The sequence below is a fragment of the Acidiphilium sp. 20-67-58 genome, from assembly GCF_002255515.1.
In the GTDB taxonomy this organism is placed as follows: Bacteria; Pseudomonadota; Alphaproteobacteria; order Acetobacterales; family Acetobacteraceae; genus Acidiphilium.
The window spans coordinates 37,405-52,749 of record NZ_NCAS01000018.1; the positions used below are offsets into that span (position 1 = coordinate 37,405).

Sequence of the window (15,345 nt, forward strand, 5' to 3'; positions counted from 1 at the left end):
GTCTCAGGCCTTCGCGGAAATTTCGGAATGAACGGTGTCGATCGCCCAGTCGATCCAGGGCAGCAGCGCCTCGATGTCGGCGGTCTCGACGGTCGCACCGCCCCAGATCCGCAGCCCCGGCGGCGCATCGCGATAAGCGCCGATGTCATGGGCAACACCCTCGGCCTCCAGCAGCGTGGCGACGCGCTTCGCCGCCTTCGCCTGCGCCTCGGCATCGAGGGCCGCGAACCATGGCGCGGCGATGACGAGGCAGATCGACGTGCAGGAGCGAATCGCCGGGTCGGCGGCAAGGAAGTCCACCCGCTCATTGCCCTCGGCCCACCGCACGATCGCCGCGAGATTCCGTTCCGAGCGCGCGATCATGGCCTTGAGCCCGCCGATGCCCTCGGCCCAGCGTAGCCCGTCCAGCGCGTCCTCCACCGCCAGCATCGACGGCGTGTTGATCGTCTCGCCGGCGAAAATCCCCTCGATCAGCTTGCCGCCCGAGGTCAGGCGGAAAATCTTCGGCAGCGGCCGCTCCGGCTTGAACGTCAGCAGCCTTTCGACCGCGCGCGGCGACAGCGCCAGCATCCCGTGCGCCGCCTCGCCGCCGAGCGCCTTCTGCCACGACCACGTCACCACATCGAGTTTCTCATAGGGCAGGTCCATCGCGAACGCGGCCGAGGTCGCATCCGCGATCACCAGCCCTTCGCGATCCGCCGGAATCCAGTCGCCGTTCGGAATCCGCGCGCCCGACGTCGTGCCGTTCCAGGCCAGCACCACGTCATGGCTGAAATCGACGGCGGCAAGATCGGGCAGCTGCCCGTATGGCGCCTTCAGCACCCGCGCATCGGCGAGCTTGAGCTGCTTGAGCACATCGGTCGCCCAGGCTTCGGAAAAACTCTCGAACGCCAGCACGTCGACCGCTCGTGCGCCGAGCATCGACCACAGCGCCATCTCGACGGCGCCGGTGTCCGAGGCGGGAACGATGCCGAGTCGCCAGTCGGCCGGCAGGCCAAGAATGTCGCGCGAGCGGGTGATCACCTCGGCGAGCTTCGCCTTCGGCTCCTTGGCGCGGTGGCTGCGGCCGAGCATCGCGCCGGAGAGCGCCTCGAGCGTGAAGCCGGGCCGCTTGGCGCAGGGGCCGGACGAAAAATTCGGATTATGGGGGCGAATATGCGGCTTCGCGTGTGCGGCCGCGGTGGCGTCTGCCATCGATGGTCTCCCTTGCAGAAGATAAGCGCCCCGGTGGGGGGGCGTGACCCGAGGCGGGATGTATCCGGCTTTGCGCGCCGCCGCAAGCAAAACCGTGCGCCGCTTCAGCGCGCCTCCTTCATGCCTGCAATCAGGAATTCGCGGTTGCCGTCCCCGCCCTCGATCGGGCTGGGGATGATGCCGAGCCCCCGCCAGCCGGGAAGCTGTGCGAACCAGTCGCCGATCTCGCCGCACACACGTTCATGCACGGCGGCATCGCGCACGATCCCGCCCTTGCCGACCGCTTCCGGCCCCGCCTCGAATTGCGGCTTGATCAGCGCCACCGCGAAGGCACCCGGCGCGCACAGCGCGAGCCCGGCGGGCAGCACCTTGCGCAGCCCGATGAAACTTACGTCGCACACCAGGGCACCGATCCCGCCCGGTATCCCGGCGGCCGACAGGTCGCGCGCGTTCACCCCCTCATGCAGACGCACCCGCGAATCTTCGCGCAGGGCAGGGGCCATCTGCCCGTGTCCGACATCGACCGCATGCACCAGCGCCGCATCGCGCGCGAGCAGCACTTCGGTGAACCCGCCGGTGGAGGCGCCGATATCGAGGCAGATGCGGCCCGCGGGAGACAATCCGAAATGATCGAGTGCCGCGATCAGCTTGAGCGCCCCGCGCGAAACCCAGGACGCGCCGGCATCGGCGACCACCAGCGTTTCGTGGTCGTCCACAAGTTCGCCGGGCTTGCCGATGGACCGTCCGTCGGCGGTCACCTTGCCGGCATGGATCGCCGCCTGCGCCCGCGCCCGGCTCGTGACCAGGCCGCGCGCGACAAGCGCGAGATCCGCCCGGCCGCGCGCCAAATCCGCCTCAGCCGCGGGCGAGGCGCTTCGCGGTGCGCAGCAGGATCTGCCGGTCTTCCGCCGCGCAGGAGCGATAGAGCCGCATCAGCGCCAGCTCGTCGCCCTGCAGCGAGCCGGTTTCCCCGGAGACGAGATAGGCGATCGAGGTGCCGAGAACCTTTGCGATCCGCTCCAGATTTTCCCGGACCTGCCCGGCCCGGTCGGTTTCCCACTGCGCGATCGCCGAACGCGACACGCCAAGCTGGGACGCAAACTCGTCCTGGGTGAGATTGTTCGCCAGACGGAGAGCACGGATCCTTTGCCCGACCGATTCCGGTGGTGCCTGTTTCTTCGTTGCCATACACTCACCATAACGGCATGGCCACGCTGGCGCCAGTTCCACCGTACGATTTGCGCCAAAAAAATGTTAAGAAATATACTTTTTTGCGTCAGCGTCCGTGGTCTGCACGTTATTCTGTCTCGTTTGTGTCAAAAAATTAAAATTGAGATTTGTCGTGCTTTTCCCACGCGTGGCAGGTGTTTCAATGCCCGATATGCGATACGTCCTGCCGCCTTGTTAACGCGACCGGTGAGGCCGGCCTGCCGCCGCCAATGCCATGCCGACAGCCGGCCTGACAGTCAGCGCCGCAGCCGCGCCATGAAAAACCCGTCCATCCCGCCCTGCGAAGCCCACATCCCGGGATGGGTGGCGACATCGCCATCCGCGGTCACCGCCGCCTCCAGCCCCGGCAGCTCGGCGGGGCTGACCGGCACCCGTCGCAGCCCGAGCCGCGTCACAGCGGCCTCGATTCGCGAAGCGCCTTCTTCCGGTTGCAGCGAGCAGACGGCGTAGACCAGCGTTCCCCCCGGCGCGAGCATCGCCGCCGCCGCGTCCAGCAGTCGGTCCTGTAGTGCCGCGCAGGCCTCGATGTCGCGGGGCCGGCGCAGATGCACGATTTCCGGATGCCGGCGGATCGTTCCCGTGGCCGAACACGGCGCATCCAGCAGGATCGCCTCGAACGGTTCCGCCGGTCGCCAGGTGAGCGCGTCCGCCGCGATGGTCTCGGCCGCGAGGCCGAGACGCCCAAGATTTTCCCGCAGCCGCCCCAGCCGGCGCGCGTCGCGGTCCAGCGCCGTCACCGCCGCGCCGGCGGCGGCGAGCTGCGCCGTCTTGCCGCCCGGCGCCGCGCAGAGATCGAGCACACGTCGCCCGGCGACGTCGCCGAGCAACCGCGCCGGCAGCGCGGCCGCCGCGTCCTGCACCCAGAGCGTGCCGGCGGCATAGCCGTAGAGCTGCGTCACGTCGGTTCCCGCCGGCAGCCGTACCGAGCCGGTCGGCAGCCGCTCGCCGCCCTCCGGCATCGCGGCGTCCTCCTTCAGCGTCAGGTCGAGCGGGGCCTCGGCCTGATGCGCGGTGGCGATCGCCCGCGCCGCCGCCCCCCACGAGGTCCAGAGCCAGGGCGGCGTGTCGAGCCGCGCCGGATCCAGCGCCTCCAGCGCCGCCGCGCCTTCCGAGCTCACCTTGCGCAGCACCGCATTGATCAGCCCGGCGAACTTGCCGAGCCCGCGCGCATGGGCGAGCCCTACCGCCGTGCTCACCGCCGCATGCGCCGGCGCGCCGAGCAGCACCAGCTGTGCGGCGCCGATCCGCAGGATATGCCGCACCGGCGCCGGCGGCGCCCGCCGCAGATGGGTTTCGAGAATGGCGTCGAGACAGCCGAGCCGCCGCAGCACGGAAGCCGCGATCCGGTGCGCCGCAGCGCGGTCGCGCGGGGCGATGTTCGGCAGTGCTGCGAGTGCGGCGTCCAGCGGCGCGTGCCGGTCCAGCACGGCGGACAGCAGCGAGAATGCCGCATCGCGGGTGGGGTCGGCCGCTGTCTTGCTCATGCGCACCATGCAACTCTAGGGGGAAAACGGGATGGTGGAGCTGAGGGGAATCGAACCCCTGACCTCCTCATTGCGAACGAGGCGCTCTCCCAACTGAGCTACAGCCCCATCCCTGAGCGGCCAATCGCGCACCCTGAGCCGGAAGTCAAGCCACCAAAGCCGCGTTGTCACGTTGCGCGAAACGCCATGCTTCGCTAACCCGGCATCGAACCCCCAGGAGGTGACGATGCTCGGATCGGTGTTCTGGCTCCTCGACGAGGCCATCCAGATCTATGTCTACATCATGATCGCGGCGGCGATCTTCAGCTGGCTGATGGCATTCGGCGTGCTCGATACCCGCAACCACATCGTCTACCGGATCGAGGAATTCCTCCTCCGCGCGACCGAACCCTTCCTCGCGCCGTTCCGCCGATTCATCCCCGCGATCGGTGGGATCGACGTTTCCTTCATCGTCGGTTTCCTGCTGCTGCGGGCGCTGCAGATCTTCCTTTCCGGGCTCTACGCCCACCTCGCCGTGATGGGCTACCGGTGAGCGGCGCGATGGCCGCCCGCATCATCGATGGCAAGGCCGTCGCCGCGTCGCTGCGCGCCGAGGTCGCCGCTCGCGCCGCCGCGCTGCGCTATGCGCCCGGCCTCGTCGTCGTGCTGGTCGGCGCAGACCCGGCAAGCCAGGTCTATGTCCGCAACAAGGAGCGCGCGGCTGCGGCCGCCGGCATCGCGGGCGAAACCATCCGCCTGCCGGCGACCACCAGCCAGGCCGAGCTTCTCGCCGTGATCGACCGCCTCAACCGCGATGGAGCGGTGGACGGGATTCTCGTCCAGTTGCCCCTGCCGGCCGGGCTCGATGCCGGCGCCGTCATCCGCGCGATCGACCCGGCCAAGGATGTCGACGGCTTCCACCCTGACAACGTCGCCGCCCTCGCGCTCGGCGTGCCCTTCCTTGTGCCCTGCACCCCGCGCGGCGTGATGAAGCTGATCGATGCCTCAGGCATTGCCCCGCGTGGTGCTCGCGCCGTCGTGCTCGGCCGCTCCAACATCGTCGGCCGGCCGATGGCCGCCCTGCTGCTCGCCGCCGATGCCACCGTCACCATCGCCCATTCCCGCACCCGCGACCTCGCTGCCGAGTGCCGCCGTGCGGATATCCTGGTCGCCGCCGTCGGCCGGGCCGAAATGGTGAAGGGTGACTGGGTCGCCCCCGGCGCCACGGTCATCGATGTCGGCATCAACCGCACCGCAGACGGAAGGCTGGTCGGCGACGTCGCCTATGACGAGGCTGCCGCGGTCGCCGGCGCGATCACGCCGGTTCCCGGCGGCGTCGGCCCGATGACGATTGCCTGCCTGCTGGAAAACACCCTGATCGCCGCCGCCGCCCGCCGCGGCTAGAGCACTTTCCGATCCGATTGGATCGGATGTAGTGCTCTATCATATTGATAAATCGAGCATCTTTATCCGATCAGATGATTCCATCTGATCGGATGATGCTCTGCCCCCTTGTCGCGGGCGGGCGTGGCGTGGCTCAGGCCTTGCGCGTCACGGTGCGCCCGGGGCGCCCGGGGCGACCAGCGCGCAGCCGGTCGGGCCGCCGCGCAGCGCCTGGCAGGCATTGACCGCCGCATCGTGCGGCAGGTTGACAAACCGGGCGCGATAGAACTGCCCATGCGTTGTCGCCACCGGCTCGACCATCGGCTGCGCCTTGATCAGCATCGCCACCGCGGCCAGCTCGGCGATGCCGAGTGCGGCCTTGGCGTGCGCCGGCGTATCGTAGGCGCCGACCTGGATGCTCCAGCGCCCGCCACCCAGCGTTCGCGTTGCCGCCGGCGCGTGTGCCGCGGCCAGCCGCATCGTCGCATGCGCCGGAGCGGCCACGGGCGGTGTCTGCCGTGGCGCCGACATGCGCTGCGCCGGGGCGGGCGCTGTCACCGGCGGCCCGTCCATCACCGGGGTCGCTGCCTCGGCCGAGGGGATCAGCGAAAACCCGCCAAAGACATCATGCCGCCGCGCCGGCGGCCGCCCGCGCGTGGCGGCGGGCGCTGGCGCCACCTGCGGCTCCACCGCGACGGGTGGCGCGAGTGCCGCGACCCTGAACGGCACGGGGGCGGGCACCGGTACCGGCGCCTGGTTGCGATTCATCGCGAGCTGCGCCTGGTTCAGCCGCGAGGTCGCCGCCTCGTCGGCGCCCGGCCGCATGCCCGCCGGAATCCGCGTCGGCAGCTGGTTCATCGCCACCGCCTCCGCGCCGGAGGTCCCCGCCGGATACACGCCCGCGATCCGCGGTGCGATCATCGCGACATAATGCCGCGTCTCCGCCGGCAAAGGCTGGCGATAGTCGAGATAGTCGTCGAGCCGTCCCGGCCCCGCATTGTAGGCGGCAAGGAAGCCGGGCGAGCCGTAGATCTCGTACATCTGGTGGATATAGGCGGTCCCGGCCATGATGTTGTCGCGCGGGCTGAACGGGTCGGGCCCAAGCCCGTAGCGTGCCGCCATTTCCTGGTAGGTCTGCGGTTCGAGCTGCATCAGCCCCATCGCCCCGGCGCCGGAGACGGTGAGATGCCCGTTCATGTACTCATGCCCGCCGGATTCGACGCGCATCACCTCGCGAATCCATTTCGTCGGCACGTCGAACCGTGTCGAGGCCTGGGCGATATAGGGGCCCCACGGGTCGCTCGGTGGCCCGGGCGGCCGGTAATCGGCCGGCGCGTTGGCGGCATAGCGCGCGGCGAGCTGGCTCGGGCTCAGGCTGGCCTGGTGGGACGAACACGCGGCGAGCAGCGCCAGCGCCGAGAGTCCGGCAAGCTGACCCAGCCGGCGGCGCCACTGTCGGGGCATGACCGGTGCGCGCGAGGTGGGGTTGAACGCAGTGGTCAACGCATGTCTCCCATCGCAGAAACGGGGCGGTGCGCCGCGCGGCGGCGGCTCTGGTCACCCCTTGCGCCGGAAGCCTCGACCGGCACATGAAAATCGTCTCATAAGCGCTTAACTTATAGCCGATTTCAAGGCAACATGATTCTGCGCGCCGTGGTGTCGGCCCGCGCCCGGAGGCCAGATCATGAAACGCGTCCCGCCGCCCGCCCTGCTGCCCGCTCGCGCCGCGGCCCTGTCTTTCGTCCTCGGTCTCTGCCTTGCCGGCTGCGCCACCAATGTCCCGCCGCCGCCCCGTGCCGCCGGCGTCGCCGGCGAGGTGGTGGCGGTGCGGCCCGTCGCTCCCGGAGCGCGCCGCCTCGTGCTCGGCGCGCTGGGGGTCGACACCGCGCCCTCCGCCGCGCCGGCCAGCGAATATATCGTCCGCCTCGGCGATGGCAGCGTGGTGTCCGTGGTCGAGCCGGGGATGCCGGCCTTGCGCCGCGGGGCTGCGGTGCGCGTCATCGAGGCCGATCCGCCGCGCCTGCTGCCCGCCTCGCCCTGATCCCGGCGCCCCGCCATGCCGCCACCGCTTGCCAAGCGGCTGTCCGCTTCCCAATTCCCATCGCTGATACACCGCATCCGCCGCAATCCCGGGGAGGGGCGATGAACGAACGCAGGCTTGGCAGATCGCTGGTCGTCTCCGCGCTCGGCTTCGGCTGCATGGCCCTGGCCGGGCCAAACGCCGCCGGCCCGGAGCTGGCCGCCGCCGAGGCGCTGGTTCGGCGCGCCGTCGAGCGCGGGATCTGTTTCTTCGATACCGCCGATGTCTATGGCCTTGGTGCCAGCGAGAGCCTGCTCGGGCGTTGCCTCGCGCCGATCCGCGACCAGGTCGTGCTCGCCACCAAGGCAGGCATCCGCCGCGGGGCCGACGGCGCCTTTCTCGGCATCGACGGTTCGCCCGCCCATCTGCGCGCCAGTTGCGAGGCCAGCCTGCGCCGCCTTGGCACCGGCACGATCGACCTGCTGATCCTTCACCGCGTCGATCCCGCCATTCCGGTCGAGGACTCGGTTGGCGAGATGTCCCGCCTCGTCGCCGAGGGCAAGGTGCGCTTCCTCGGCCTGTCCGAGGCGGCGCCGGACAGCATCCGCCGCGCCCATGCCACTCACCGTCTTGCCGCGGTCGAGAGCGAATATTCGCTGCTGACCCGCGACCCGGAGGCCGACACGCTCGCCTGCGTCCGCGCGCTCAATATCGGGTTCATCGCCGCCTCGCCGCTCGGCCGTGGCCTGCTCACCGGCACGCTGCACCGGCCCGAAGACCTCCCCGAGGGCGACGCACGACGCGCCCAGCCGCGCTTCTTCGCCGAGAATTTCGCCCGCAACGTCGCGCTCGTGCGCATCGTCGAGGACATGGCGCACCGCCTGCGCTGCACCCCGGCGCAGCTGGCGCTTGCCTTCCTGCTGGCCCAGGGGAGCGACGTGGTGCCGATCCCCGGCCCGCGGTCGGAGGCGGAATTCGATGAAAATCTCGGTGCGCTCGAAGTGCCGTTATCCGCCGAGGATCTCGGCCGGCTGATGCGGGCGGTGCCGCCGGGCGCTGCCGCCGGCGCCCGGCAGGTGCCGGAGCAGATGGCCACGTTCGGCCGCTGAGCAGCGGCGCGAGGGAGCGTTCCCCCGCGACGACATTTCAGCGCCGCGCGCGGCTTGCCCTGCCCGCGATCGGCCGCGCGATCAGGTCTCGAAGCCGGTGCAGCGCCGTCCCTGGATCATCGCGAGGAATTCCCGCCGCGTCGAGGCGTCGTCGCGGAATGCGCCGAGCATCCGGCTGGTTACCATCGACACGCCCGGCTTGTGCACCCCGCGGGTCGACATGCATTCGTGCCCGGCCTCGATCACGACGGCAACGCCGCGCGGCTGCAGCACCTCGTTGATCGTGTTGGCGATCTGCGCCGTCAGCTTTTCCTGGATCTGCAGGCGCCGCGCATAGGCATCCACCACGCGGGCGAGCTTGCTGATCCCCACCACCCGCCGGTTCGGCAGGTAGGCGACATGCGCCACACCGATGATCGGGACCATGTGATGCTCGCAATGCGATTCAACGCGAATGTCGCGCAGCAGCACCATCTCGTCATAGCCCTCGGTTTCCTCGAAGGTGCGCGAGAGGATGGCCTCCGGGTCTTCGCGATAGCCGCGGAAGAAATCCTCATAGGCGCGGGCGACGCGGGCCGGCGTGTCGATCACGCCTTCGCGGGTCGCGTCGTCTCCGGCCCAGCGGATCAGCGTACGGATCGCTGCCTCCGCCTCCTCGCGGCTGGGGCGGTCGTCATGGTCGGTGCTGTCGAGCTGGTGTGGCGGCGTGCGGATATCCACGGGCTTGTCTCCCTTCTTGTCGGGCACGGCCGTCAGTCAGCCGCTGAATGAGACGCGATATGGTCGGGGATTCGATCCCCGCAACCCGCGTTCCCGTCATTGCCCGCCTGAGCGTCCGTGCGGCGCATCCGCGGCCTCAATGCAGCCGATGGTCCGCGTGCGGGCTGTCGAGGCTGAAGCCCGGCGTCGGCACGTCGAACTCCTCCCCGCTATCCACCGCGACCATGTGGAAAATGCCCGACATGAACCCCGAGGGCGTCTCCAGCGGTGTGCCGGAGGTGTATTCGAACGTGTCGCCCGGGTCGAGCATCGGCTGCTCGCCCACCACCCCTGGCCCATGAACGTGCTGGACATGGCCGGTGGCGTCGGTGATCGTCCAGGTCCGCCGCAGAAGCTGCGCCGTCACCTGTCCCACGTTCTCGATCCGCACCTGATAGGCCCAGACGAAATGGCGTTCGTCCGGGCGCGACTGGTCCTCAAGGAAAATGGCCCGGATGCTGACCCTGATCCTGGCATCCTCGTTGACGAACATGTCGCCGGTCTGGTGAACGCGTCGGGTGGTCATGGCGTCGCCGTTATCGTCTCCTGTGGCCGGGCCCCGACCTTCATCAATCTGTAAACCCCGCCACGGCGGACGACAAGCCATGCCGCCCGTCCCCTGGGCGTGACCGCGCGGCGGATCGGGAGTAGGTAGACCCCCATGCACAGGCTTACGGTCGCGGCGCTGCGCCGCGCGCTCACCCGCCGCGGCGCCGCCGCCCTTGCCCTCTGTCTCGCCGGCGTTGCGGCCGTCCCCGGCGCGTCCGCCGCCGCTGCGCCCGACCTGCCGACGGTGCGCGCGCCCTACGGCGCCTACATGGCCGGCGCCTATGCCGCCCAGACCGGCGACCAAGAGGCCGCCGCGCATTATCTGGGCGCCGCCCTCGCGCGCGATCCCGGCAATGCCGCCCTCGCCAGCCAGGCCTTTCTCAGCGCGGCGCTGGCCGGCCGGCCCGACGCGGCGCGGCTTGCCGCCCGCCTGTCCGGCGATCCGCTCGCCGCCATGACCCTGGCCAACGCGGCGGTGCGCCGTGGCGACTGGAAAACCGCCGCCACCCGGTTTGCAAGCCTCCCCGCCGAGGGGCTGACCGGCCTGGTGCGGCCGCTGCTGCTCGCCTGGTGCGAGGCGGGCGATGCCGATTACGGTGCCGCCATCGCGCGCCTCGACCGCGCCGCGCAAGCCGGCGCCTTCGCGTCGATCGACCGTCTGAACGCCGCCCTGATCGCCGACATGGCCGGGCGCGAAGCCCAGGCCGCGCGGCTCTATGCCGCAGCTGCCGCCACCAGCGCCGGGCCGCCCAGCCTGCGGCTCGCCCAGGCGCTGGCCAGCTTCGCCGCGCGCGCCGGCCATCCCGCCCAGTCCCGTGCCATTCTCGTCGCGCTGGTGGCCGCCCATCCCGATCTCGGCATCGCCCTGCCCGCACTCGAACGCGCCGCCGCAACCCCGGTCATCGGCTCCGCGGCCGACGGCATCGCCGAGGCCTATCTGACCCTTGCCGGCACGATCAACCGCCGGCAGGACCCGCTGCTGCGCCGCCTCCTGCTTCGCTTCGCGCTTCACCTGCGGCCCGGCCTTGCCGCCGCCCGCATGCTCGCCGCCGATGACAACGTGCAGGACAAGCATCCCCGCGCCGCCGCCGCCCTGCTCGCCGCCATCCCGCCGGACGACCCGCTCTATGCCCCCGCCCTGCTCCAGCGCGCCAACATCCTGATCGGCCTCGGCGAGGGCCGGAATCTGCTCCCGGCGCTGGCGGCGCTCGCGAAGGCCCATCCGCATGCCACCGAGCCGCTCGCCCTTGCCGCCGACATCGAGCGCGCCGCCGGCGACAACGCCGCCGCCATCCGCCTGTCCACCGCCGCGATCGCCCGCGCCGGCCAGCCGCTGCCGGCCCGCGCCTGGTCGCTGTTCTATGCCCGCGCCATCGCCGAGGACCATGCCGGCCAGTGGAAGCCGGCCGAGGCGGACCTGCGCGAGGCGCTCGCCCTTTCGCCCGGCCAGCCCTATGTGCTGAACTACCTCGCCTATTCCTGGGCGCTGCGCGGCGAACGCCTGGCCGAGGCCGAACGGATGCTGCGCCAGGCCCTCGCCGTCGACCCGCACGAGGGGGCGATCATCGACAGTCTCGGCTATGTCCTGCTGCGCGAGGGCAAGCTCGCCGAAGCGATGACGACGCAGATCCACGCCGTCCATCTTGCCCCGGACGATGCCGAGGTGAACGCCCACCTCGCCGACATCTACGCCGCTGCCGGCCACAAGCTTGCCGCCGAGCACCAGTGGGGGCGCGCGCTTTCGCTGCATCCCGACCCGAAGCTGCGCGCAACGATCGAGGCGCGGCTCAAGGCCGTTGCCGCCCGCTGAAAGGCCCTGACATGACCGAAGCTTCCCCCGGCTTCGCCTGCGCGAAGGTGAACCTCCATCTCCATGTCACCGGCCGGCGCGACGATGGCTACCACCTGCTCGACAGTCTCGTGGTCTTTCCCCCGGTCGGCGACGAACTGGCGATCGAGCCGGCCGCCAGCCTGTCGCTCGCGGTCGATGGCCCCTTCGCCGCGGCGCTGTCCGGCGAGGATGACAATCTCGTCCTCCGCGCCGCCACCCGCTTCGCCGCCCATGCCGGCCGCGCGCCGGAGGCCGCCTTCCGCCTCACCAAGTCGCTGCCCGTCGCCTCGGGCATCGGCGGTGGCTCGGCCGATGCCGCGGCGGCGCTGCGCCTGCTCGCGGCGCGCTGGCGGGCGCCCATCCCGGCCGACCTCGCCCTCGGCCTCGGCGCCGATGTTCCGGTCTGCCTTGCCCGGCGCCCGGCGCGGATGTCCGGCATCGGCGAGATCCTCGCCCCCGCGCCCGCGCTGCCGCCCTTCGGCCTGCTGCTGGTCAATCCGGGTGTTGCGGTGTCCACCCCGGCCATTTTCCGCGCCCGGACCGGCGGGTTTTCGCCCCCGGCGGTGCTGCCCACGCGCTGGCCGACCGCCGCGCGCATGGCGACCGACCTTGCCCGCCTCGGCAACGATCTGCAATCCGCCGCCATCACCCTGGCACCCATCATCGCCGAGGCGCTCGCCGCCATCGCCGTCTCCGAATCCTGCCTGCTGGCGCGGATGAGCGGCTCGGGGGCGACCTGTTTCGGCCTGTTCCCCGATGCCGAAGCCGCCCGCCGCGCCGCCGCCCGCCTCCGCCGCGCGGACTGGTGGTGCTGGGGCGGGGAGGGGCAGATCGCCCCGGCGCAGGGCTGAACCCGTCCCGCCCCGGTTGCATCCCCCGCCCGGGACGGGCAAGACGCGGCAAGACGGAGCACGAACCATGCGCGCAGGCATCATCCTCTTCCCCGGCATCAACCGCGAACGCGACATCGCCATCGCCCTCGAGGCGAGTCTCGGCGTGAAGCCGCGCCTTGTCTGGCACCGCGAGACCGATCTCGCCGGGCTCGACCTCGTGGTGATCCCCGGCGGCTTCTCCTATGGCGACTACCTGCGCTGCGGCGCGATGGCGGCGCAGTCCCCGGTGATGCGCGCCGTGGTCGAGCACGCGAAGCGCGGTGGCTATGTGCTCGGCGTCTGCAACGGCTTCCAGATCCTCACCGAGGCGCAGCTCCTCCCCGGCGCGCTGCTGCGCAATGCCGGGCTGCGCTTCCTCTCGATGGACTGCCGCCTCCGCGTCGAGCGCAACGATACGGTCTTCGCCGGCCAGTATGACAAGGGCGCCGTCTTCCGCGCCCCGATGGCGCATGGCGATGGCAATTACATCGCCGATCCCGCAACGCTCGACCGGCTGGAAGGCGAGGGGCTGGTCGCCTTCCGCTATGTCGATGAAACCGGCGCGGCAACCGAGGCCGCCAATCTCAACGGCTCCGCCCGCAACATCGCCGGCATCTACGCGCCCGGCCTGCGCATTCTCGGCCTGATGCCGCACCCGGAAAACCTGGTCGACCCGGCCACCGGCGGCACCGACGGCAAACCCCTGTTCGACAGTCTCAACGCCATCGGGAGGGCGGCATGAACCCCACGGTGATCGACGCCGCGCTGGCCCGCTCCTTCGGCCTCGCCGCGGAGGAATACGACCGCGTCCTCGCCATCATGGGCCGGGTGCCGACGCTCACCGAGCTCGGCATCTTCTCGGTGATGTGGTCCGAGCACTGCTCCTACAAATCCTCCCGCATCTGGCTGAAAACGCTGCCGACCACCGCCCCCTGGGTCATCCACGGCCCCGGCGAGAATGCCGGCGTCGTCGATATCGGTGAGGGCAAGGCGGCGATCTTCAAGATGGAGAGCCACAACCACCCGAGCTTCATCGAGCCCTACCAGGGGGCGGCGACGGGCGTCGGCGGCATCCTGCGCGACGTCTTCACCATGGGGGCCCGCCCCGTCGCCAATCTCAACGCGCTGCGCTTCGGCGATCCGTCGCTTCCGGTGACGAAGCGCGTGGTCGATGGCGTGGTCCGCGGCATCGGCGGCTACGGCAACTGCGTCGGCGTGCCTACCGTCGGCGGCGAGACCAATTTCCACCCCTCCTACAACGGCAATCCGCTGGTCAACGCGATGACCGTCGGCATCGCGGCGCAGGACCGCATCTTCCTCTCGGCGGCGGCCGGCATCGGCAACCCGGTCGTCTATGTCGGCTCGAAAACCGGCCGCGACGGCATTCACGGCGCGACCATGGCCTCCGCCGAATTCGGCGCCGATGCCGAGGAAAAGCGCCCCACCGTGCAGGTCGGCGACCCGTTCATCGAGAAGCTGCTGATCGAGGCCTGCCTCGAACTGATGGCGACCGACGCCATCGTCGCGATCCAGGACATGGGCGCCGCCGGCCTCACCTCCTCCTCGGTCGAGATGGCGGGGAAGGGCGGTGTTGGCATCGAGCTTGAGCTTGACGCCGTGCCCCAGCGCGAGACCGCCATGTCCGCCTACGAGATGATGCTCTCCGAAAGCCAGGAGCGCATGCTCATCGTCCTCAAGCCCGGCCGCGAAGACATGGCCCGCGCCATCTTCGAGAAATGGGAGCTGGATTTCGCCGTCATCGGCCACATCACCGACACCGGCCGCATCGTGGTTAAGCACCAGGGCAGGGTCGAGGCCGATATCGAGCTCGCCCCGCTGGCCGACCAGGCGCCGCTCTACGAGCGCCCCTGGGTCGAACCCGCGAAACCCGCCCCGCTCGGCCCGGTCGAAAGCCCGCTCGCGCCCGGCGCCGCCCTGCTCGCCCTGATCGGCTGCCCCGACCTCGCCTCCCGCGCCTGGATCTGGAACCAGTATGACGGCACCGTCGGCGGGCAGACGCTGCGCCGTCCCGGCCAGGCCGACGCTGCCATTGTCCGCATCGAGGGCAGCCGCCGCGCCCTGGCACTGACCACCGACTGCACGCCGCGCTACTGTTTCGCCGATCCCGAGACCGGCGGCGCGCAGGCCGTCGTCGAATCCTGGCGCAACATCACCGCGACCGGCGCCACCCCGCTCGCCGTGACCGACAACCTCAATTTCGGCAACCCGGAAAAACCCGCGATCATGGGCCAGATCGTCGCCGCCATCCGCGGCATGGGCGAAGCCTGCCGCGCGCTCGACTACCCGATCGTCTCCGGCAACGTCTCGCTCTACAACGAGACCGAGGGCACCGCGATCCTGCCCACCCCGGCGATCGGCGGCCTCGGCGTGATCGAGGATGGCGCCGCCGCCACCGGCATCGCCCTCGCCCCCGGCCTCGATCTCGTGCTGATCGGCGAAACAAGAGGCGAACTCGGCGCCTCGCTCTTCCTCCGCGAAATCCTTGGCCGCGAGGACGGCGCGCCGCCCGCGCTCGACCTTGCCGCCGAGAAGCGGAACGGCGATTTCGTCCGGCGCCAGATCCACGCCGGCGCCATCGCCGCCTGCCATGACGTGGCGGATGGCGGCCTGCTCGTCGCCCTCGCCGAAATGGCGCTCGCAGGCAACACCGGAATCGCGCTGGCCGCGATCCCCGTGGGAATCGCCCCGCACGCATTCTGGTTCGGCGAGGACCAGGCCCGTTACATCGCGGCAACGTCCGATGGCGCCGCCCTGCTCGCCGCCGCCGCTGCCGCCGGCATTCCCGCGCGCGCCCTCGGTCGCAGCGGCGGCGATCATTTGACAGGCCCTGATGGCATCGCCATATCTCTGCAAGATATCCGTGCCGCGCACGAGGCGTTTTTCGCGCGCTGGTTCGCCTGAACGACGAGGACAA

General features: G+C 70.6%; 15 protein-coding genes and 1 tRNA gene. 8 read left to right on the forward strand and 8 right to left on the reverse strand.

Translation table 11 applies throughout. From position 1 onward, the window contains the following. Positions 1–3: 3 nt before the first annotated feature. The 5 genes from B7Z76_RS08780 to B7Z76_RS08800 form a co-directional block, all read right to left on the reverse strand. Positions 4–1,194, reverse strand: a complete 1,191-nt coding sequence (locus tag B7Z76_RS08780) for a phosphoserine transaminase (protein WP_291343404.1) — start codon at positions 1,192–1,194, stop codon at positions 4–6. 104 nt (positions 1,195–1,298) lie between these two features. Next, positions 1,299–2,042, reverse strand: a complete 744-nt coding sequence (locus B7Z76_RS08785) for a TlyA family RNA methyltransferase (RefSeq protein ID WP_291343406.1) — start codon at positions 2,040–2,042, stop codon at positions 1,299–1,301. Between the two features lie 7 nt (positions 2,043–2,049). Next, a complete protein-coding gene (locus B7Z76_RS08790) occupies positions 2,050–2,382 on the reverse strand; it encodes a helix-turn-helix domain-containing protein (protein ID WP_174503707.1) in 333 nt (110 codons plus the stop codon). Between the two features lie 278 nt (positions 2,383–2,660). Further along, the gene (locus B7Z76_RS08795) at positions 2,661–3,908 is read right to left on the reverse strand and encodes a transcription antitermination factor NusB (protein WP_291343409.1); all 1,248 of its coding nucleotides are present in this window, start codon (positions 3,906–3,908) and stop codon (positions 2,661–2,663) included. A gap of 32 nt (positions 3,909–3,940) precedes the next feature. Continuing rightward, positions 3,941–4,016: transfer RNA gene (locus B7Z76_RS08800), tRNA-Ala, on the reverse strand. Between the two features lie 118 nt (positions 4,017–4,134). On the opposite strand from B7Z76_RS08800, the gene B7Z76_RS08805 reads away from it, so the two are divergent. Both B7Z76_RS08805 and folD read left to right on the forward strand, forming a co-directional pair. Continuing rightward, positions 4,135–4,440, forward strand: coding sequence for a YggT family protein (locus B7Z76_RS08805; protein WP_174503709.1), 306 nt, complete (start codon positions 4,135–4,137; stop codon positions 4,438–4,440). Between the two features lie 8 nt (positions 4,441–4,448). Then, the gene (gene folD / locus B7Z76_RS08810) at positions 4,449–5,291 is read left to right on the forward strand and encodes a bifunctional methylenetetrahydrofolate dehydrogenase/methenyltetrahydrofolate cyclohydrolase FolD (protein ID WP_174503710.1); all 843 of its coding nucleotides are present in this window, start codon (positions 4,449–4,451) and stop codon (positions 5,289–5,291) included. A gap of 147 nt (positions 5,292–5,438) precedes the next feature. On the opposite strand, the gene B7Z76_RS08815 is transcribed toward folD, so the two are convergent. Then, positions 5,439–6,773 (reverse strand): transglycosylase SLT domain-containing protein, encoded by a 1,335-nt coding sequence (locus B7Z76_RS08815; RefSeq protein WP_291343412.1) that lies wholly within the window; start codon positions 6,771–6,773, stop codon positions 5,439–5,441. A gap of 181 nt (positions 6,774–6,954) precedes the next feature. Here B7Z76_RS08815 and B7Z76_RS08820 point away from each other — a divergent pair, with 181 nt between their 5' ends. After that, positions 6,955–7,311, forward strand: a complete 357-nt coding sequence (locus tag B7Z76_RS08820; RefSeq protein ID WP_174503711.1) for a hypothetical protein — start codon at positions 6,955–6,957, stop codon at positions 7,309–7,311. A gap of 101 nt (positions 7,312–7,412) precedes the next feature. Then, positions 7,413–8,399 carry an aldo/keto reductase gene (locus B7Z76_RS08825; RefSeq protein WP_291343414.1) on the forward strand — a complete coding sequence of 329 codons (987 nt, stop codon included), beginning with the start codon at positions 7,413–7,415 and terminating at the stop codon, positions 8,397–8,399. A gap of 81 nt (positions 8,400–8,480) precedes the next feature. On the opposite strand, the gene folE is transcribed toward B7Z76_RS08825, so the two are convergent. Both folE and apaG read right to left on the reverse strand, forming a co-directional pair. After that, positions 8,481–9,119: a GTP cyclohydrolase I FolE gene (folE, locus tag B7Z76_RS08830; RefSeq protein ID WP_291343416.1), complete on the reverse strand. Its 639-nt coding sequence runs from the start codon at positions 9,117–9,119 to the stop codon at positions 8,481–8,483. Between the two features lie 136 nt (positions 9,120–9,255). Next, complete coding sequence (gene apaG, locus B7Z76_RS08835) at positions 9,256–9,684, reverse strand: Co2+/Mg2+ efflux protein ApaG (protein WP_291343419.1); 429 nt, start codon at positions 9,682–9,684, stop codon at positions 9,256–9,258. A 135-nt stretch (positions 9,685–9,819) separates the two neighbouring features. Between apaG and B7Z76_RS08840 the strand changes: the two genes are divergently transcribed. The 4 genes from B7Z76_RS08840 (at position 9,820) to purL (ending at position 15,332) form a co-directional block, all read left to right on the forward strand. After that, the gene (locus tag B7Z76_RS08840; RefSeq protein WP_291343421.1) at positions 9,820–11,517 is read left to right on the forward strand and encodes a hypothetical protein; all 1,698 of its coding nucleotides are present in this window, start codon (positions 9,820–9,822) and stop codon (positions 11,515–11,517) included. Positions 11,518–11,528: 11 nt separating this feature from the next. Continuing rightward, positions 11,529–12,389 (forward strand): 4-(cytidine 5'-diphospho)-2-C-methyl-D-erythritol kinase, encoded by an 861-nt coding sequence (locus tag B7Z76_RS08845; RefSeq protein ID WP_291343423.1) that lies wholly within the window; start codon positions 11,529–11,531, stop codon positions 12,387–12,389. A 67-nt stretch (positions 12,390–12,456) separates the two neighbouring features. Next, entirely contained in the window at positions 12,457–13,152 is a 696-nt protein-coding gene (gene purQ, locus B7Z76_RS08850) for a phosphoribosylformylglycinamidine synthase subunit PurQ (protein ID WP_291343425.1), read from the forward strand. Continuing rightward, positions 13,149–15,332, forward strand: a complete 2,184-nt coding sequence (gene purL, locus B7Z76_RS08855; RefSeq protein ID WP_291343427.1) for a phosphoribosylformylglycinamidine synthase subunit PurL — start codon at positions 13,149–13,151, stop codon at positions 15,330–15,332. The genes purQ and purL overlap by 4 nt, the downstream gene beginning before the upstream one ends. The last annotated feature ends 13 nt before the right edge of the window (positions 15,333–15,345 follow it).